The 16,808-nt window shown below is 64.9% G+C and carries 13 protein-coding genes; 7 read left to right on the top strand and 6 right to left on the bottom strand.

Annotated features, from left to right (window positions below):
- Nucleotides 1-233: 233 nt before the first annotated feature.
- The 4 genes from ACIBG0_RS29475 to ACIBG0_RS29460 all read left to right on the top strand — a co-directional run bounded on the left by ACIBG0_RS29475 (nucleotide 234) and on the right by ACIBG0_RS29460 (nucleotide 3,774).
- Nucleotides 234-578: a DUF1844 domain-containing protein gene (locus tag ACIBG0_RS29475; protein ID WP_397036767.1), complete on the top strand. Its 345-nt coding sequence runs from the start codon at nucleotides 234-236 to the stop codon at nucleotides 576-578.
- 59 nt (nucleotides 579-637) lie between these two features.
- Nucleotides 638-1,258, top strand: coding sequence for a TetR/AcrR family transcriptional regulator (locus ACIBG0_RS29470; RefSeq protein ID WP_397036765.1), 621 nt, complete (start codon nucleotides 638-640; stop codon nucleotides 1,256-1,258).
- A 45-nt stretch (nucleotides 1,259-1,303) separates the two neighbouring features.
- Nucleotides 1,304-2,845 (top strand): FAD-dependent monooxygenase, encoded by a 1,542-nt coding sequence (locus ACIBG0_RS29465; protein WP_397036763.1) that lies wholly within the window; start codon nucleotides 1,304-1,306, stop codon nucleotides 2,843-2,845.
- Between the two features lie 221 nt (nucleotides 2,846-3,066).
- Nucleotides 3,067-3,774 carry an alpha/beta fold hydrolase gene (locus ACIBG0_RS29460; protein WP_397036761.1) on the top strand — a complete coding sequence of 236 codons (708 nt, stop codon included), beginning with the start codon at nucleotides 3,067-3,069 and terminating at the stop codon, nucleotides 3,772-3,774.
- Nucleotides 3,775-3,863: 89 nt separating this feature from the next.
- Here ACIBG0_RS29460 and ACIBG0_RS29455 read toward each other — a convergent pair whose 3' ends face one another.
- The 4 genes from ACIBG0_RS29455 to ACIBG0_RS29440 form a co-directional block, all read right to left on the bottom strand.
- A complete protein-coding gene (locus tag ACIBG0_RS29455; RefSeq protein ID WP_397036759.1) occupies nucleotides 3,864-4,454 on the bottom strand; it encodes a dihydrofolate reductase family protein in 591 nt (196 codons plus the stop codon).
- Nucleotides 4,455-4,736: 282 nt separating this feature from the next.
- Nucleotides 4,737-7,760, bottom strand: coding sequence for an excinuclease ABC subunit UvrA (gene uvrA / locus ACIBG0_RS29450; RefSeq protein WP_397036757.1), 3,024 nt, complete (start codon nucleotides 7,758-7,760; stop codon nucleotides 4,737-4,739).
- 115 nt (nucleotides 7,761-7,875) lie between these two features.
- Nucleotides 7,876-9,969 carry a glycogen debranching N-terminal domain-containing protein gene (locus ACIBG0_RS29445; RefSeq protein WP_397036755.1) on the bottom strand — a complete coding sequence of 698 codons (2,094 nt, stop codon included), beginning with the start codon at nucleotides 9,967-9,969 and terminating at the stop codon, nucleotides 7,876-7,878.
- A complete protein-coding gene (locus ACIBG0_RS29440) occupies nucleotides 9,966-10,157 on the bottom strand; it encodes a hypothetical protein (protein WP_397036753.1) in 192 nt (63 codons plus the stop codon). Before ACIBG0_RS29440 ends, ACIBG0_RS29445 begins: the two co-directional genes overlap by 4 nt.
- Before the next feature lie 599 nt (nucleotides 10,158-10,756).
- On the opposite strand from ACIBG0_RS29440, the gene ACIBG0_RS29435 reads away from it, so the two are divergent.
- A complete protein-coding gene (locus ACIBG0_RS29435; protein WP_397036751.1) occupies nucleotides 10,757-11,389 on the top strand; it encodes a response regulator in 633 nt (210 codons plus the stop codon).
- On the opposite strand, the gene ACIBG0_RS29430 is transcribed toward ACIBG0_RS29435, so the two are convergent.
- Entirely contained in the window at nucleotides 11,386-12,174 is a 789-nt protein-coding gene (locus tag ACIBG0_RS29430; RefSeq protein WP_397036749.1) for a sigma 54 modulation/S30EA ribosomal C-terminal domain-containing protein, read from the bottom strand. The two genes, ACIBG0_RS29435 and ACIBG0_RS29430, sit on opposite strands and share 4 nt — an antisense overlap.
- 138 nt (nucleotides 12,175-12,312) lie before the next feature.
- Here ACIBG0_RS29430 and ACIBG0_RS29425 point away from each other — a divergent pair, with 138 nt between their 5' ends.
- Complete coding sequence (locus tag ACIBG0_RS29425; protein WP_397036747.1) at nucleotides 12,313-14,052, top strand: GAF domain-containing protein; 1,740 nt, start codon at nucleotides 12,313-12,315, stop codon at nucleotides 14,050-14,052.
- 6 nt (nucleotides 14,053-14,058) lie between these two features.
- Here ACIBG0_RS29425 and ACIBG0_RS29420 read toward each other — a convergent pair whose 3' ends face one another.
- On the bottom strand, nucleotides 14,059-15,249 hold the full coding sequence (locus tag ACIBG0_RS29420; protein ID WP_397036745.1) for a beta-ketoacyl synthase N-terminal-like domain-containing protein: 1,191 nt from the start codon (nucleotides 15,247-15,249) through the stop codon (nucleotides 14,059-14,061).
- A gap of 215 nt (nucleotides 15,250-15,464) precedes the next feature.
- Between ACIBG0_RS29420 and ACIBG0_RS29415 the strand changes: the two genes are divergently transcribed.
- Nucleotides 15,465-16,808, top strand: a complete 1,344-nt coding sequence (locus tag ACIBG0_RS29415) for a diguanylate cyclase domain-containing protein (protein ID WP_397036743.1) — start codon at nucleotides 15,465-15,467, stop codon at nucleotides 16,806-16,808.

Genomic DNA, 16,808 nt, shown 5'->3' with positions numbered 1-16,808 from the left:
CGATGATCCCCTGAGAGATCCCCGCACAAGAAACCCGCCTCGAAAGGACGGGCGACCGGACCGTTTAACCAGTACGATCGCTCGTCGGCAACGGTGGGAGTCGGGCTCCACTTATCGGCCCCGAGCAAGCCCGGGGCGGTCGTCAGCGGAAAGTCTAACATTCCCACTCGCTATCGCCGAATCGCCCCGCCCCGGCGAGCGCGCCCGGCTACCACGATGCAATCCTCGTGCCTATGAGTGAGCCCGACCCGACCGACGTCCGCGAGCTGGCCGAGATCCCTGCGGTCGAGATCATCAGCCGCGCCGCGATGATGCTGATGAGCGCGGCGGCAGAGAAGCTCGGGCTCGCCGACGAGGATCCGGACAACAGTCCACGCCGCGATCTGGACGAAGCTCGTCGTCTGATCACCGCGCTCGCCGGGCTGGTCACCTCGTCCATCGAGTACTTCGGCCCACATGCCGGCCCCTACCGCGACGGCCTGAAGTCGCTGCAACTCGCCTTCCGCGAGTCCTCGGCACATCCGGATGAGCCGGGCAAGGGTCCGGGCGAGAAGTACACCGGCCCGGTCTACGCGTAATAAATTTTGCCCAGCGGGAAAGATTGCCCGCCGGGCAAGTTTCGTCGTACTCTGGTGTCATGCCAGAAGAGCAAGTCCTCGGCCTTCGCGAGCGCAAGAAGCTCGACACCCGCAAGGCACTCAGCGATGCGACGCTCGAACTGGCACTTGAACACGGACTGGCCAATATCACCAGAGAGGACATAGCCGCCCGCGCGGGCGTATCGGTCCGGACCTTCAACAACTACTTCACCGGTAAGCACGAGGCGCTGGCCTACCGGCAGACCGAGCGGATCCAGCGCAGTCTGATCGCACTGCGAAACCGGCCCGCGGACGAGCCGCTGTGGATCGCGATCACCTCGGCGGTCCTCGAACCACTCGAGGCCGACGGCGTCGGAGAGCACCCGCCGACCGCGCGCCAACTGGCGGTGGTTCGCGAACTGCTCGAGTCACCCGAGACCCGAGCCGCGGTGTCCAAGGCGGTATCCGACGACTGGATCGAGGCGATCGCGGCACGCACCGGAACCGACGCGGCCCGCGATCTGTATCCACGCCTCGTCGTCGGCACGATCGGCGCGATCTACCAGGCCGCTACCGCGACCTATGTGTACGCGGATCCGCCGGTATTGCTCACCACACTGCTACGACAAGCCATCGATGAGGTAGCCGCGGGACTTCCCGCGCCTTCCGTCGACGACTGACTCACTGCACACTCACTTTCAAAGGCAACAAGAGGTGTATTTGTCATGCCCGAAAACTCTTTCGACGTAGTCATTTCCGGTGCCGGGCCGAACGGGCTCATGCTCGCCTGCGAACTCGCACTGGTTGGCGTGCGCCCCATCGTGCTGGAGAAACTGAGCGAGCCCAGCGCCGAGCCGAAAGCGAACGGCCTTGTCGGCCAGGTGAATCGGCTGCTGGATATGCGCGGCCTGTACCACGAATTCGGCGGCGCGCCGGGCGCTCCGCAGCCCCTGCCCGGTTATATGTTCAGTGGGATGCCGGTGTCATTCGCCGAAGTTGCGGACAATCCGATGTACGCGCTGCTCGTCCCCCAACCGAAACTGGTTCGCCTGTTGGAGAAAAGGGCACGCGAACTCGGTATCGAAATCCGTTGGGGCCATGAGCTGACCGATCTGGTCCAGCAGGACGGGAGCGTGACCGTCACAGTGACGGGTCCCGACCGCGAGTACGACCTGACCACCACATACTTGGTCGCGGCTGACGGCGGCAAGAGCTTCGTCCGCAAACACACCGGAATCGAATTCCCCGGCAGCACAAGCGCATCGAAGTTGGTCCGGATGGCACATGTGAGCCTGCCGGAGGAACTGCGAACCGGAGACGGCGGCATCCTGATTCCCGGTCTGGGGCGACTTCCCTTCGGACATAACCGACTCGAACGTGGCATGTTCATCTTCGCAGAGCTCGAACGCGGCCGCCCGTTGGTCGCGACCATGGAGTTCGACGGCGATCCGGTACCGGAGGACACGCCGATGACGCTCGACGAACTACGCGCAAGTCTGCAGCGGGTGCTCGGTGTCGACCTGCCGATCGCGCCACCGCCTGGATCCGGCCCGCACGCCTTGCGCCGGACCGAGGGCCAGAACACTCGACTGGCCGAACGCTATCGCGACGGAAATGTGTTCCTGCTCGGCGATTCCGCCCACGTGCACTCGGCGATGGGCGGACCCGGCCTCAACCTCGGTTTGCAGGACGCGGCCAATCTCGGTTGGAAGCTCGCGGCACAGGTGAACGGTTGGGCACCTGTAGGACTGCTGGACACCTATCACTCCGAGCGATACCCGGTCGGCGAGCGTGTGATGATGCACTCACTGTCCCAGCTCGCATTGATGGCGCCCGGTCCGGAGGTCACCGCGCTGCGCGAGTTCATGGGCGAACTACTCAAAGCACCTGAAAACGCTGGACATATCGCACATCTGCTCGCAGGATCCGATATCCGCTACGACATCGGCGATCCGCACCCACTGTCCGGACGCATGGTCCCGGACCTCACCCTCGAAACCTCGGATGGCCCAACGCGTATCGCCGATCTGCTGCACTCGGCACGAGCTGTACTGGTCCAATTGACCGAGAACAGTGGATTCGCCGATATCGCGGGCGACTGGAACGACCGCGTCGACATCGTGATCGCGACCTGTCCGGACGCGCCCGCTGACGCGCTACTCATCCGACCGGACGGATATGTGGCTTGGGCAGGTGAAGTCGGTACCGAAGATGACCGACTCCGGAACGCATTGACTCGGTGGTTCGGTCCAGCTCGAAGCTCGTAGGCACGCCGATCTGGCCCGCCCGGAATCGCACAGATGCCGCCCGGGTGGGCCGCAAACGACGCGGGACAATCCGTGCCGCCAATCTCACGGCGCAATCCAAGTCGACCCCAAGTAGTTCATCTTGTGAACAATGAAACGCTTTGTGCGCGTGGCCATTCGGTGACCCAGACATATTGCTGCGGATTTGCGTTCTGCCGGGTTCGGCATGCGATGCTCACTGAATGGCACGGATACTTCTGATTCCCGGATTCTGGCTCGGCGCGTGGGCGTGGGACGACGTCGCGACCGATCTGCGTGGCCGGGGTGACGATGTTTTGGCGCTTACCCTGCCCGGACTCGATCCGGCCGATGACGACCGGCTGGATGCGACCCTGGAAATGCAGGCGCAGGCCATCCTCGACGAAATCGCCCCGGACGAACCGGTGGTCGTCGTCGCGCACTCCGGCGGCGCGGCAGCCGCCTATCTGGCCACCGATATCGCCCCGGAATGCTTCCGCCGCGGTATTTATGTCGACGCCGCCCCGCTGCCGAATGGCTTCATCCTCAATTCCGCACTGGATGCGACCGTTCGCGAACTCGCACTGCCGGATTGGGACCAGTTGGAGGCCGACGGCAATAGCCTCACCGGACTGGATGAGGTCTCCCTCACCCGGTTCCGCGAGCGTGCCGTGTCCGAACCCACCGGAGTCGCCGCCGCTCCCCTGCGACTGAGCGATTCCCCGGCACGCCTTGCCATCCCGACGACGGTGATCTGCAATAGCATCACCGCGGACCTGGTCAAACAACTCCGCGACGCGGGTCGAGAACCGATGTTCGCCGAGTTATCGAAAATCGACGCCGAATACATCGATCTGCCGACCGGACATTGGCCGATGTGGTCCCGATACAAGGAACTCGCCGAACTCATCCACACCATCGCGAACCGCTGAGGCATACGACAGCCGGAAGTGACTGACACGGTCCTTCTCGACTCGACCAGGCGCGCTACCATCGCCTCGCGGCGGCCCGGCCGCAACGGCTACCCCGCAGAAGCGCCGGGCGCTGATGGACTCGCCGTTGTGGTCGGTCGGTACCGGACGTTGACGACCGAAGTGGGATCACCTTCGCCGACACGGTGCAGGCGTATCGGCACACCGCTCGGGTTGTCATACAGCCGGATGCCCGCGCCCAAGAGAATCGGCGCGATGTGCAGGTCGATCTCGTCGATGAGTCCCAATTCGAGCAGCTGTCGGCCGATGGTCGGCGAGAACACTTCGAGGTTCTTACCGCCTGCGGCAGCCAGCCCGATCCGCACCGCCTCGGCGACGTCGCAGTTGAGGAACGTAACGCCGTCGGCGGGCGTGACATCCTCAGGGTGGTGAGTGAGGACGAAAATCGGCCCCTCCCAGGCACCGCCATACGGACGGCTGCCATTGATGGTGTCCCAACCGTCGCGACCACCCAGCACCGCGCCCGTGGTCGCGACATACTCCGCCGCCAGCTGCGGGCGGAACGAAAAGCCGGTCATCCAATCCATCGCATGGTTCGGCCCCGCCACGAATCCGTCCAGCGACATCGTGAAGTGCCACAGCACCTTCCCACCCGCGACCTGGGGCTCGGTGTCGACCATCGGTAACCTCCCGCAATCTGATTGCAGTTTGCAATCGCTAAATGTGAGCGTAGGTCAACCGATAGCAGATTGCAACCAGATCGGCGGTGCACGCATGCACCTCGTGGACGCGGCCCATCGATCCTCATGCATGCGACCGCGGCAGCTTTCGCCCTCTTCTGGCTGATCGCTTAGCTGGAAGACAAGCGCGCAGCCCGTCGACCCAAGAGCGGAGCCGCACCCGTTGCCTCGGCCGACAGCGAGTAGCCGGTATCGGGCGAGACAACAGGTGTGCGGCGGAGATCAGCGCAGTGCGGCGGCTTTTCGTGCGGCGCGCTTCGCGGCGGTGGGATTGGGTGCCGGAATCTTTGTCGTCGTCGACGAGTTGTTGGCCGCGGCTTTGGTTGTGGCCTTTTTGGCAGGTGTCTTCTTCGCCGCCTTCTTGGCGGGAGCCTTGGGCGAGGTCGCGGCGGGCAGCGCCAGGACTTCCTTCAAGAACTGCCCGGTGTAGCTGGGCGCTACTTCGGCCACGTCTTCCGGAGTGCCCTCGGCGACCACCATGCCACCGCCGGAGCCGCCCTCGGGACCCATATCGACGACCCAGTCGGAGGTCTTGATGACATCGAGGTTGTGTTCGATGACGATGACCGTATTGCCCTTGTCCACCAGGCCATTGATCACCAGCAGCAGCTTGCGGATGTCCTCGAAGTGCAGACCGGTTGTCGGCTCGTCCAGGATGTAGACGGTGCGTCCGGTGGAGCGCTTCTGCAGCTCCGCCGCCAATTTCACGCGCTGCGCCTCACCGCCGGAGAGTGTCGGTGCGCTCTGACCGAGTCGCACATAACCCAGGCCGACATCGACCAGGGTCTTGAGGTAGCGGTGAATCGAGGTGACCGGCTCGAAGAACCCGGCCGCCTCCTCGATCGACATATCGAGCACCTCGGCGATGGTCTTGCCCTTGTAGTGCACTTCGAGTGTCTCCCGGTTGTACCGGGCACCGTGGCATACCTCGCATGGCACATACACATCCGGCAGGAAGTTCATCTCGATCTTCAAAGTGCCGTCACCCGAGCATGCTTCGCAGCGGCCGCCCTTGACATTGAACGAGAACCGGCCGGGCTGGTAGCCGCGCACCTTCGCCTCGGTGGTGGCCGCGAACAGCGTCCGGATCTTGTCGAATACGCCGGTATAGGTGGCCGGATTCGAGCGTGGCGTCCGGCCGATCGGCGACTGATCCACCTGCACGAGCTTGTCCAGATGATCGAGACCGTTGATCCGGGTGTGCCGGCCGGGCACCTGCCGCGCCCCGTTCAGCTTATTCGCGAGCACGGTCGCCAGAATGTCGTTGACCAACGTGGACTTACCGGATCCTGAGACACCGGTGACCGCGGTCAGCACGCCGAGCGGGAAGCTGACATCGATATTGCGCAGGTTGTGCTCGTTCGCACCGACCACTGTGAGCTGGCGCTTCTTGCTGACCGGTCGCCGCACCATCGGCACCTCGATGCGCTCACGGCCGGAAAGATATGCGCCGGTCAGCGATTTGGGATCGGTGAGCAGTTCCTGATATGGACCGCTGTGCACGACTTCACCGCCGTGCTCACCAGCGAGCGGACCGATATCGACCACCCAGTCCGAGGCCCGAATGGTGTCCTCGTCGTGTTCGACCACGATCAGCGTATTGCCGAGATTCCGCAGCCGCGTGAGGGTTTCGATGAGCCGCCGGTTATCCCGCTGGTGCAGACCGATCGACGGTTCGTCGAGCACATACAGCACACCGACCAGCCCGGATCCGATCTGGGTCGCCAACCGGATGCGCTGCGCCTCACCGCCGGACAGCGTCGCCGCGGCCCGTGACAGGCTCAAATACTCCAGTCCGACATCCAGCAGGAATCCGAGCCGCGCCTGTACTTCTTTGAGTACCTGCCCGGCAATGGCGGTCTCCCGCTCCCCCAGCGTCAAGGCATTCAGGAATGCCGAGCAATCACCGATGGACAATTCGCTCACATCGGCGATGGACTTCTTCTCACCGTTCGAGGCGATGGTGACGGCCAGAATTTCCGGACGCAGCCGAGCACCGTTGCACACCGGGCACGGCACATCCCGCATGTACCCGTCATAATGCTCTTTCATCTGCTCGGATTCGGTGCTTTCCATGCGCCGCTGCAGGAACGGCATCACGCCCTCGAAATCGGCGTAATACGAACGCTTGCGGCCGTACCGGTTGGTGTAGGAGACGTGTACCTGGTCGGAGCTGCCCTCCAGCACCGCCTTGCGTGCCTTCAGCGGCAGCTCCTGCCATGGCGTATCCATGGAGAAGCCGATGGATTCGGCCAGACCCGACAGCAGCCGGGTGAAGTATTCGGCGGTCTGCCCGCGCGACCACGGTGCGATCGCACCCTCGGCCAGGCTCAATTCGGGATCGGGCACCACCAGATCCGGGTCGACCTCCTTGCGGATGCCCAGGCCGGTGCAGTCCGGGCACGCACCGTAGGGCGAGTTGAACGAGAACGAGCGGGGTTCGAGATCCTCGATATCGAGGGGGTGCCCGTTGGGGCAGGCCAGGCGTTCGGAGAAGCGGCGCTCCCGATCGTGGGCGTGCTCGTCACGGTCGACGAAGTCCAGCACCACGATGCCGTCGGCCAACCGCAGCGCGGTCTCGATCGAATCGGTAAGGCGCTGTTTGGAACTCGGCTTCACCTGCAGGCGGTCCACGACGACCTCGACGTCGTGCTTCTCCTGCTTCTTCAGCTTCGGCGGATCGGTGAGCGGATACACCACGCCGTCGACCCGGACGCGCGAATAGCCCTGGGAGTTCAACTGGTCGAACAGATCGACGAATTCACCCTTGCGGGTGCGCACCACCGGCGCAAGCACCTGGAATTTGATGCCCTCCTCCATGGCGAGCACCTGGTCCACGATCTGCTGCGGAGTCTGCTTGGCGATCAGTTCACCGCAGACCGGGCAGTGCGGGGTGCCCGCGCGCGCATACAGCAGACGCAGGTAGTCGTAGACCTCGGTGATGGTGCCGACCGTCGACCGGGGGTTGCGGTTGGTCGACTTCTGGTCGATCGAAACGGCGGGTGAAAGTCCCTCGATGAAGTCGACGTCCGGCTTGTCCATCTGCCCGAGGAACTGGCGCGCGTAGGCCGACAGCGATTCGACATAGCGGCGCTGCCCCTCGGCGAAGATCGTGTCGAAGGCGAGGCTGGATTTGCCCGAACCGGATAGACCGGTGAACACGATGAGACTGTCGCGGGGGAGATCGAGGTCGATGCTCTTGAGATTGTGCTCGCGAGCTCCGCGCACAGTGAGGCGTTCCGCCACCAGGTGTCCCTTCTCGATCGTGTCGATCCAACAGACGTGATACCCCCAGCGCCATGCTAGGACGACCCACCGACAAGTTTCGTCGCGCGCCGGGTTCCCCGGTCATCGGTCCAGGTCAGGAGTCGGATCGACGCAGCTTTCCAGCCAACCCGCTGAGCTGCCAGCCCCCATTGTCCACGGTGACAGTGAGCACATCCGACCCCACCCGCACTCCGCTCACCCGCATCGGCAGATACCGATCCGGCACCGCCGGCGCGACCGACGCGGATCCGCTGCCCGGCTCCAACCGCAACATACTCCGCATGAAGAGCAGCGGCGCCGCCGAGGCCCACGCCTGCGGTGAACACGAGGTCGGATACGGCACCGGTGCGTCGAATTCCGCGCGGTCGAAACCGCTGAACAACTCGGGCAGTCGATAGCCGAAGCGAGTCGACGCGTCGAGCACCCCGTCGATCACCCGGTTGGCATGTTCGACGAAGCCGTAACGCATCAGTCCGGCGGCGCAGATCGCGTTGTCGTGCGGCCACACCGATCCGTTGTGATAGCTGACCGGGTTGTATGCGCCCATGTTGGTGGCCAAGGTGCGGATACCCCAGCCACTGAACATCTCCGGCGACAGCAGGTGATCCGCGACCGAGCGCGCCTTGTCCGCATCGATGATCCCGGTCCACAGGCAGTGGCCCATATTCGAGGTCAGCGCATCGATCGGCCGCTTGTCCCCATCCAGTCCGATGGCGTACCAACCGTGCTCGGGCAACCAGAACGTCCTATTGAACGCGTCCTTCAATGCGGTCGCCTTGACGCGGAACCGGTCGGCCGTTCGGTGGTCGCCCACGTCGGCCGCGAGTTCGGCCCGCGCCACATACGCCGCGTACACATAGCCCTGCACTTCGGCCAGCGCGATCGGCGCGTCGGGCAGTCTGCCGTCGGCGAAATTCACCCCGTCCCAGGAGTCCTTCCACCCCTGATTCGCCAGCCCGTGATCGGCCGCGCGCTGATACTCGACGAATCCGTCACCGTCCGCATCGCCGAACCGCTCGATCCATTCCAGCGCCCGATCCGCATGCGGCAGCAGTTCGTCCCTGGTCTCGGCATCCAGCCCCCACCGGTGCAACTCACCGAGCAACATCACGAAAAGTGGTGTGGCATCGGCGGTTCCGTAATACACGGTGTCACCGCCGAGCAGTGTCGTCGCCGCCCGGCCGAATCGCACCTCGTGCGGTATCTTCCCTGGTTCCTCCTCGGTTACGGACCGGACCTCGGTGCCCTGCAGACCCGCCAGACTCTGCAGCGTGCCGACGGCCAGCCGCCGGTCCAGCGGCAACACCATCCACGAGGTGAGCAGCGAGTCCCGCCCGAACAGCGCCATGAACCACGGCGCACCCGCGGCGACCACCGCCCGCTCCGGATGGCCGGGATCGAAGATGCGCAGCGCGCCGAGATCGACGACGGCGCGCCGCAGCACCGCGGCGAGGGTCTGGTCATCGGTCTGCACCGACGGCGAATTCTCGTACCACTCGCGCATCCGCAGCGCTGGCGCACCTTGCGATATCGGATTCCCACACGGATGCCGCGGCGTCACCACCGTTCCGAGCGTCGGCTGGTATTGGATGCACACCGACCATTCGCCGCGGCCGGGCAGATCGACCTGCCACCGCAATTCGCGATCGACCGCGGTCGCCCCCACCGCGGTCACCGTGACCGCCAGCGGCAGATCGGTCCGACTGATCTCGACCGTGCCCGCCGTCGACTTGGTCTTGGTGACCACGACGCTGTCACCGATGCGCCCCTCTTTCACCTCGAACAGGTCGGCGAAATCGGCATCGAGCTCCAGCGCGACCGCACAGCTGATCGCCGCACCGGAGAGATTGCGCACGGTCACGTCCTCGCGCATTCCGTCGCCGACATACCTGGCAACGGTCACCAGCGCGGTGCTGTCGGCGCGGCCGGGTCGCGGCGGCGTCCTGGCCAGCAGCGTCGCACTGTAGGGCTCGGTGTGCTGGACGGTGAGCGGTTGTGGGGCCAACCCGTCGACGGTCAGCCGCCACCGCGAGAGCACCCTGGTATCGCGCACGAATAGTCCCTCGGCCCGATTCGGGCTGATGACACCGCCGTCTTCGCTGATGCAGAAGGTCGAGCCCTCGACCAAGGTCACCCCGGCGACCGCACGTGGCGCCCCGGTATCTCCGTCACCCCATGGGCTCGTCAAGCGACCGGGGTGGGCAGCATGGCCCGGCTCGTCCGCTCACCGGTCAGCGCATCGGCATGCCGCACGGGCGCTACCGGAGGCTCCCATGGCTCCTCGCGCGGTTCGGGGTCGTCAGGTCCCATCAGTGGACGCACCCGCTCAGTGTAGTAGCGCCGTTGCTCCGGTTTGCGGACCTTGATGATCATCACCAGTTTTCGGTGCGCCAGCCGGGCCACCCAACAGGCATCGACTCGGCCCCGCCGCGCCCCGCGGTGCGGGGCCTACGGCGGCCCGATCACCCCGATCTTCATGGGCACATCCACTCTTCTTCGGGTCCCGGTTCCGGCTCGATCGCTGGGGTCTCTCGAATGGCGCGGCCGTGTGCGAACCGCCATTGCATGCCGCATTCGCGGCAGCGGAACAGAGTATCCCGGTGATCAACGAAAGTGGCAATAGCATGCGATCCACAATCGGGACAACTCTGCGGCGGACCGAAAATATTACCGAAATCGAGTGTCGCTGAATATCTCATTGTCCGAGATAACTGTGCATGGGCCCTCCAAGGCCACGGTGCTGAATGACCTCTATGAATGACTTCGGCCCCAGCATACCCGGAAGTCGGACTCGCACAATGCCTTCGGCGGTCGGTTTTTCTCGGCGTTTCGCTAGCGTTAGTCGGTAAATTTCGGGTCTACATTACTCGAAATTGCCCCCTCCGACATACCGGTACGGCCCGCCGAGGGCTACCTTATCGGGTAGGACGCAACGCCGGGGCGCACGAGATCCCCTGCACCGCAAAGGAGGTCGCGTGATCACAGTGTTCCTCGTCGACGACCACGAGATCGTCCGACGCGGTCTCGTCGACCTGCTGGAAAGCGATCCGGAACTCACCGTCATCGGCCAGGCCGGCGACGTCGCCGACGCCATGACCGGCATTCGCGCGCTACGGCCCGATGTCGCTGTACTGGACGTCCGACTTCCCGACGGGAACGGCATCGAACTGTGCCGTGACCTGCTCGCCGAAATCGACGATTTGCATTGCCTCATCCTGACGTCCTACACCGATGAACACGCCATGTTGGACGCGATACTGGCAGGCGCGAGCGGCTATGTCGTCAAGAACATCAAGGGCATGGAATTGGCCGCGGCGATCAAACAGGTCGGCGCCGGACGTTCGCTATTGGATAACCGCGCGGCGGCCGCACTCAAGGCCCGGCTACATTCCAGCACCGAAAAGGACGGACCGCTGGCCGGCCTCACCGAACAGGAACGACGACTGCTCGCACTGCTCGGCGAGGGATTGACCAATCGACAAATCGCCGCGCGAATGTTTTTGGCCGAGAAGACCGTCAAGAATTACGTCTCCCGACTGCTGGCCAAACTCGGAATGGAACGGCGCACCCAGGCCGCGGTGCTGGCCTCCAAATTGCGTGAGAGCTAGCGGATTTCGACCGGAACGACGATGGCGAGATCCCCGTCGTAGCGGCGGTACAGCAAACGGCCCCGGCCGCTGTCGGCATCGGTGAAGAACAGGAACGGCAGTCCCTTGCGGCACAACCGGGTCACCGCCGCCTCCTCGATCAAGGTCGGCGCCGACTCCGAATCCATGATGAGGGGTAGGGAATTCACCGTGAGCGGCCGCTGCGCCGGAGCCTGCGGCGGCTGTGTGGTGCGCTGCCTGGCCAGCCGGACACCTAGCGGATCCGCCCAGCTCACCAGCGCATCCTCACCGGTTTCGGCATCGATGAACAGGTAGGAGTCGTAATCCATCGCATCCATTACCGCCGTCGCTTCGGCGGGCGTACCGGTCAGCAACGCGCAGTGCTTCCTCCGCACGATCGGGCGCGGCTCGGTGACCCTGGCCAGGGGCGGACGCGCCGGATCGGGCCACTCGCGTGACTGTTTGGTCGCCAGCCGGGCGATCTGCCGGTCCAGCCGCTCCACCGCGAAGGTCACCGCGAAGCCGCGCGGACCGGTGACCTGCACCCGGGTGGGGGTGTCATGTATGCGAATATTGGCCTGTACCAAGGTGGGTTCGTCCGAATCCACCGGCGCGGTCACCCGCACCCGTGCCGCTGCGTCGAGATGGTGCCGACGCAGTACACGGCCGATCCCCCGCACCGCCCTGGTCACATCAGCGGGCGGCACCGCACCCCGGGTGGTCACGGCCAGTTCGGGGTCGGCGGCAGTGGCCCACAGCTCCGAGGAACGCAACGGCGAATTCATAGGACATCCCTACTTTCTATTCCCGGTGTGCGACCATGCCATCACCGCGACGCCACCGCGAACAGGGCCGAAAGTCCTCGATCGACCAACTAGACTGGCGTAGGCGCTGTTACGCGCCTGCCAGAACAGGATGCCGTCATGACCGAAGAGCTGGGCAACGGCCTCTATTCGGTACGCGACACACTGTCGCAACTTCGGCTCCGGGAGCTGCTGTCGGAGGCCAAGGAACGCGTCGAACTGATCATCGATTCACGCGACCGGATGGACGGCTTGGTCGAGGCGATGCTGACCGTCACCTCCGGCCTGGACCTCGATGAAACGTTGCGCGCCATCGTGCATACCGCCACCAGCCTGGTGGACGCCCGCTACGGCGCACTGGCGGTGCGCGGGCACGAACAGCAGGTCACCCAGTTCCTCTACGAGGGCATGGACGACAGCATCCGGGAGCGCATCGGCCGACTGCCCGCCGGACACGGCGTCCTCGGTGAGGTGTTCAGCCAACCCAAACCGCTACGCCTCGACGAACTCTCGAAACACCCTGCATCCGTGGGGTTTCCGGAACACCACCCGCCGATGCACACCTTCCTCGGCGTCCCGGTGCGCATCCGCGACGAGGTCTTCGGCAGTCTCTATCTGACCGAGAAGGCCAATGGTCAGCCGTTCACCGAGGACGACGATGTGCTCGTGCAGGCGCTGGCGGCCGCGGCCGGAATCGCGGTCGACAACGCCAGGCTCTACGAATCGGCGCGCACCAGACAGGCCTGGATCGAGGCCACTCGCGATATCGCCACCGAATTCCTCGCGGGCACCGAGCCCGATGTGGTGCTCGCCCATGTCGTCGACCATGCGCGCACGCTGACCGGTTCGCACCAGTCCTTCCTGGCCAGCACCGCGATACCGCAACTCGAACTCGCCGCGGTCTCCGAACTCGTCATTACCCAATGGTCCGGTCCGGGTGGCGGATTCGACGGACTGACCGTACTCGCCGACGGCACCGCACTCGGCGAGGCCTTCACCCGCCGCACCCCACTGCGCTTCGACGATGCCGCCCTGATCGACCTCGGCGTACCACTGCAGGATGTCGGACCCGCGCTGATCCTGCCGCTGTGCACACCGGACGCGACGCTCGGTGCGCTGGTCACCGTGCGGCCGATCGGCGCACCGCCCTATGCCGACGAACTAGTCGAGCTCACCAACGCCTTCACCGACCAGGCCGCACTGGCCATGCAGCTGGCCGAAACCCAGCGCAGAATGCGCGAACTCGATATCCTCGCCGACCGCGACCGCATCGCCCGCGACCTGCACGACCATGTGATCCAGCGGCTGTTCGCCATCGGGCTCACCGTGCAGAGCGCGGTGCCGCGCGCCGAGGTACCCGAAGTGCGCCAACACCTTTCGACGGTCATCAATGATCTGCAGGAGGTGGTCCAGGAGATCCGCACCTCCATCTTCGATCTGCACGGCGGCAATGGCGGCGGTATCGAATTGCAGCAGCGCATCGAGGATGCGGTGCGTCAGCAGACCACCGATTCGCCGCTGCGGGCCACTGTGCAGGTGACCGGTCCGTTGTCGGTGCTGGAGGCCGAATTGGCCGATCACGCGGAGGCGGTGGTGCGCGAGGCGGTGAGCAACGCGGTGCGGCATTCCGGCGCGGCGATCGTCTCGGTGGAGATCAGCGTGGCCGATGATCTGACCATCGTGGTCACCGATGACGGCTGGGGCATCCCGAATCACGTGATCCGCAGCGGATTGCGGAATCTGGAGCAGCGGGCGGAGAAGTCCGACGGTCAGTTCACCATCGGCCCCGCGGTGGCTGGTATGCACGAAACCGATGGCATGCCGGGCACGAAGTTGTCCTGGTCGGTGCCGCTTCCGTAACTGGGCTTATTCGACCGGACCGAGCACGACCATCGAATTATTGCCGCCCATGCCGAGCGACAGCTTGGCCGTGAGTCCGCCCTCGAAGGGCGTCGGGCCGTCCAATAGTCGCTCGTAGGCGGGCGCGACGATCGGTGCGGCGGGCACGATGCCGCGGTCGTAGGCCAATGCCGCGGCGGCCACCTCGATACCGGCCGCCGCACCCTGGCAGTGCCCGGCCAGCGGCTTGACCGAATAGACGTGCGGCCGGTCGTCGAACATCCGTCGGAGCAGGTCCCGCTCGGCCACATCGCATTGCCGGGTACCGGTGCCGTGCGCGTTGAAATACCGCACGTCCGCGGGGCTGATAGCGGCGTCGGCGAGCGCGTGACGCGCACAGTCGAAGATCTGGGTGTGCCCGGGATCGACCGAAACCACGTGATAGGCATCGTTGGTCATACCGCCGCCGAGCACGGTGACATAGGGCCGCTCGACCTCGCGGCTGAGAACGAAGGCGACCGACGCCTCGCCCATGCTGAAGCCGCGGCTGCCCTCCTGGAAGGGGCGGCAGGCGGCAAGCGGTTCGACATCGCCGACCGCGGCGCCGAGCCGGACGAAGTGCTCGAGCATCTCAGGGGTGGCCGACATATCGGTGGCGACACAGATCACGTCGTCTGCGACACCGCAGTCCAACCAGAGTTTGGCGGTGATCAGCGCGACATTGGCCGAACTGCACGCCGCTGAGACATTCATCGACGGACCGTGAAAGCCGAATTCCTGCTGCAGCACCGACATCGGGGTGGAGGGCAATAGTCGCAGGTAGTCGCGGGAGCGTCGGTGACCGTCATCGACCAGATAGAAGTCGCGCCAATTGGCGACATCGCCGAGCACGATGGCGTGCAGCAGGCCGACGGTGCGGCCCGGTCGCCACCCGCGCGAGGACGCGTCGGCGATCGCCTCGCGACCCGCCTCATGGATGGCGCGTCCGTAGCCGCTTGTGCTCACCATGGGATCGCCGCCATCGGGAATCACCGAAACCCAGGCATGCTTATCGCGACCGACGCCGTAGCCTGGTTGTAGCGAGGCCGCGGATTTCCCACTGAGCATTCCCTGCCAGAGCGTCTCCCGACCCCAGCCGTACCCGCTGACCGCACCGATCCCCGCGATCGTCATATGATCTTGATGGTGCTCTTCATTGTTCGGGTTGGTACCCGGCATGACATCGCTCCTTCACCGGTTCCCGGAGCCGAAGCGAGGTTCGGCTCGAGAAATGTTCACAGATCCGGGTTCTGTAGAGATCACCAGATAGCGGCCACTGGAATGCCCGGATTGTGAGCGAAGCAATAGCGTCGACGATGTGATCTTGTACACGTCGAGACCAGAATAATCCCATATTCCAATGGCCATGATTGGGTCGACGATCGGGGGTTCGAGTGGATCAGGACAAGGCAGTCGACGCCGAGGTCGACACCGAGCAGCTGGCTCAGCGCTACCGGTCCCTGGTCGAGCACACCCCGGACGGGATCGTCGTGCACGAGCGCGGCATCGTCGTCTACGCCAATCCAGCCACCGCGCGCATGCTGGCCGCCGACAGCGCCGATCAGGTGATCGGCCAACCACTGACCCGATTCGTCCATCCCGACTCGGTGCCGAGCATGGTGGACCGCATCAGCCAGCTGACCACCGCGGGCGCGGCCTCCGAGCCGACCGAAATGGAGCTGATCCGCATGGACGGTGAGATCGTGCCGGTCGAGACTGTTTCGGTGCTCACCGCATGGCACGACCATCTCGCCTATCAGGTGGTCATCCACGATCTCACCGCCCAGCGCGCCGCCGAGGCCGCGCAGCGCCGGGCCGAACAGCACTTCACCACGGTGGTCTCGCAGTTGGAGGAGGGCGTGGTGGTGATCGATCGAAACGGCCGCATCGAGTCGGCCAATCCCGCGGCCGTGCGAATCTTCGGCACCGATGAACGCACCGGCGAACTCATCGGCGCCACCATCGACGAACTGCCACTGATCCTGCTCGACGCCAATGCCCAGCCGCTACCGGCGAGCCGCCATCCCGTCGCGCGGACCCTGGCGACCGGCGAGACGATCACCGGATACGTCTTCGGCGTCGACCGTCAGGACGGCCAGCGCCGCTGGCTCTCCGGCAGTTCGCGGTTGCTCAATCCGGGCGATCCGGATTCACCCGCGGTGTCCTCCTTCGCCGATATCACCGAATTCCGGGCCAGTCGAAGCCAATTGGAGTTTCAGGCCACGCACGACGCACTGACCGGGCTGGCCAATCGCTCACTGATCCTGTCCCAGCTCGCCAATGCGCTGGCCGCCAGCGAGGATCTGCCGGTCTCCACAGTGCTGTTCATCGACCTGGACGGCTTCAAGGCGATCAACGACACCCTCGGCCACGCGATCGGCGATACCGTGCTGCAGATCGTGGCCCAGCGTTTGCAGCGCGCACTGCGCGGCACCGACCTGGTCGGTCGGCTCGGCGGCGACGAATTCCTGGTACTGCTGTCCGGTCGGACATCGCGCGTGGATCTCGATTCCCTGGTACTGCGATTGCGCTCGACCATGGCCGAGCCGATCATCGCGCGGGGGCACCGGATCGAGGTGAACGCCTCGATCGGCGTGACCGAACTAGAAACGGGCGATAACCGCACGCCCGAGGCCGTGCTGCACGACGCCGATCTGGCGATGTATCGCGCCAAACCGACCGGCCGCCGGGAAGGCACCAGCCTGGGTCGCAGACCGACTAACACCCACGCTTCCTGA

It is taken from the genome of Nocardia sp. NPDC050630, assembly GCF_044457245.1.
Taxonomy (GTDB): domain Bacteria; phylum Actinomycetota; class Actinomycetes; order Mycobacteriales; family Mycobacteriaceae; genus Nocardia.
This window is presented reverse-complemented; position numbering and strand designations above follow the sequence as displayed.

What these genes read in the sequence shown, in the direction of transcription:
- ACIBG0_RS29475 (WP_397036767.1), top strand. Translation starts at nt 234, where the DNA reads ATGAGTGAGCCCGACCCGACCGACGTCCGCGAGCTGGCCGAGATCCCT.
- ACIBG0_RS29470 (WP_397036765.1), top strand. Translation starts at nt 638, where the DNA reads ATGCCAGAAGAGCAAGTCCTCGGCCTTCGCGAGCGCAAGAAGCTCGAC.
- ACIBG0_RS29465 (WP_397036763.1), top strand. Translation starts at nt 1,304, where the DNA reads ATGCCCGAAAACTCTTTCGACGTAGTCATTTCCGGTGCCGGGCCGAAC.
- ACIBG0_RS29460 (WP_397036761.1), top strand. Translation starts at nt 3,067, where the DNA reads ATGGCACGGATACTTCTGATTCCCGGATTCTGGCTCGGCGCGTGGGCG.
- ACIBG0_RS29455 (WP_397036759.1), bottom strand. Translation starts at nt 4,454, where the DNA reads ATGGTCGACACCGAGCCCCAGGTCGCGGGTGGGAAGGTGCTGTGGCAC.
- ACIBG0_RS29430 (WP_397036749.1), bottom strand. Translation starts at nt 12,174, where the DNA reads ATGAATTCGCCGTTGCGTTCCTCGGAGCTGTGGGCCACTGCCGCCGAC.
- ACIBG0_RS29425 (WP_397036747.1), top strand. Translation starts at nt 12,313, where the DNA reads ATGACCGAAGAGCTGGGCAACGGCCTCTATTCGGTACGCGACACACTG.
- ACIBG0_RS29420 (WP_397036745.1), bottom strand. Translation starts at nt 15,249, where the DNA reads ATGCCGGGTACCAACCCGAACAATGAAGAGCACCATCAAGATCATATG.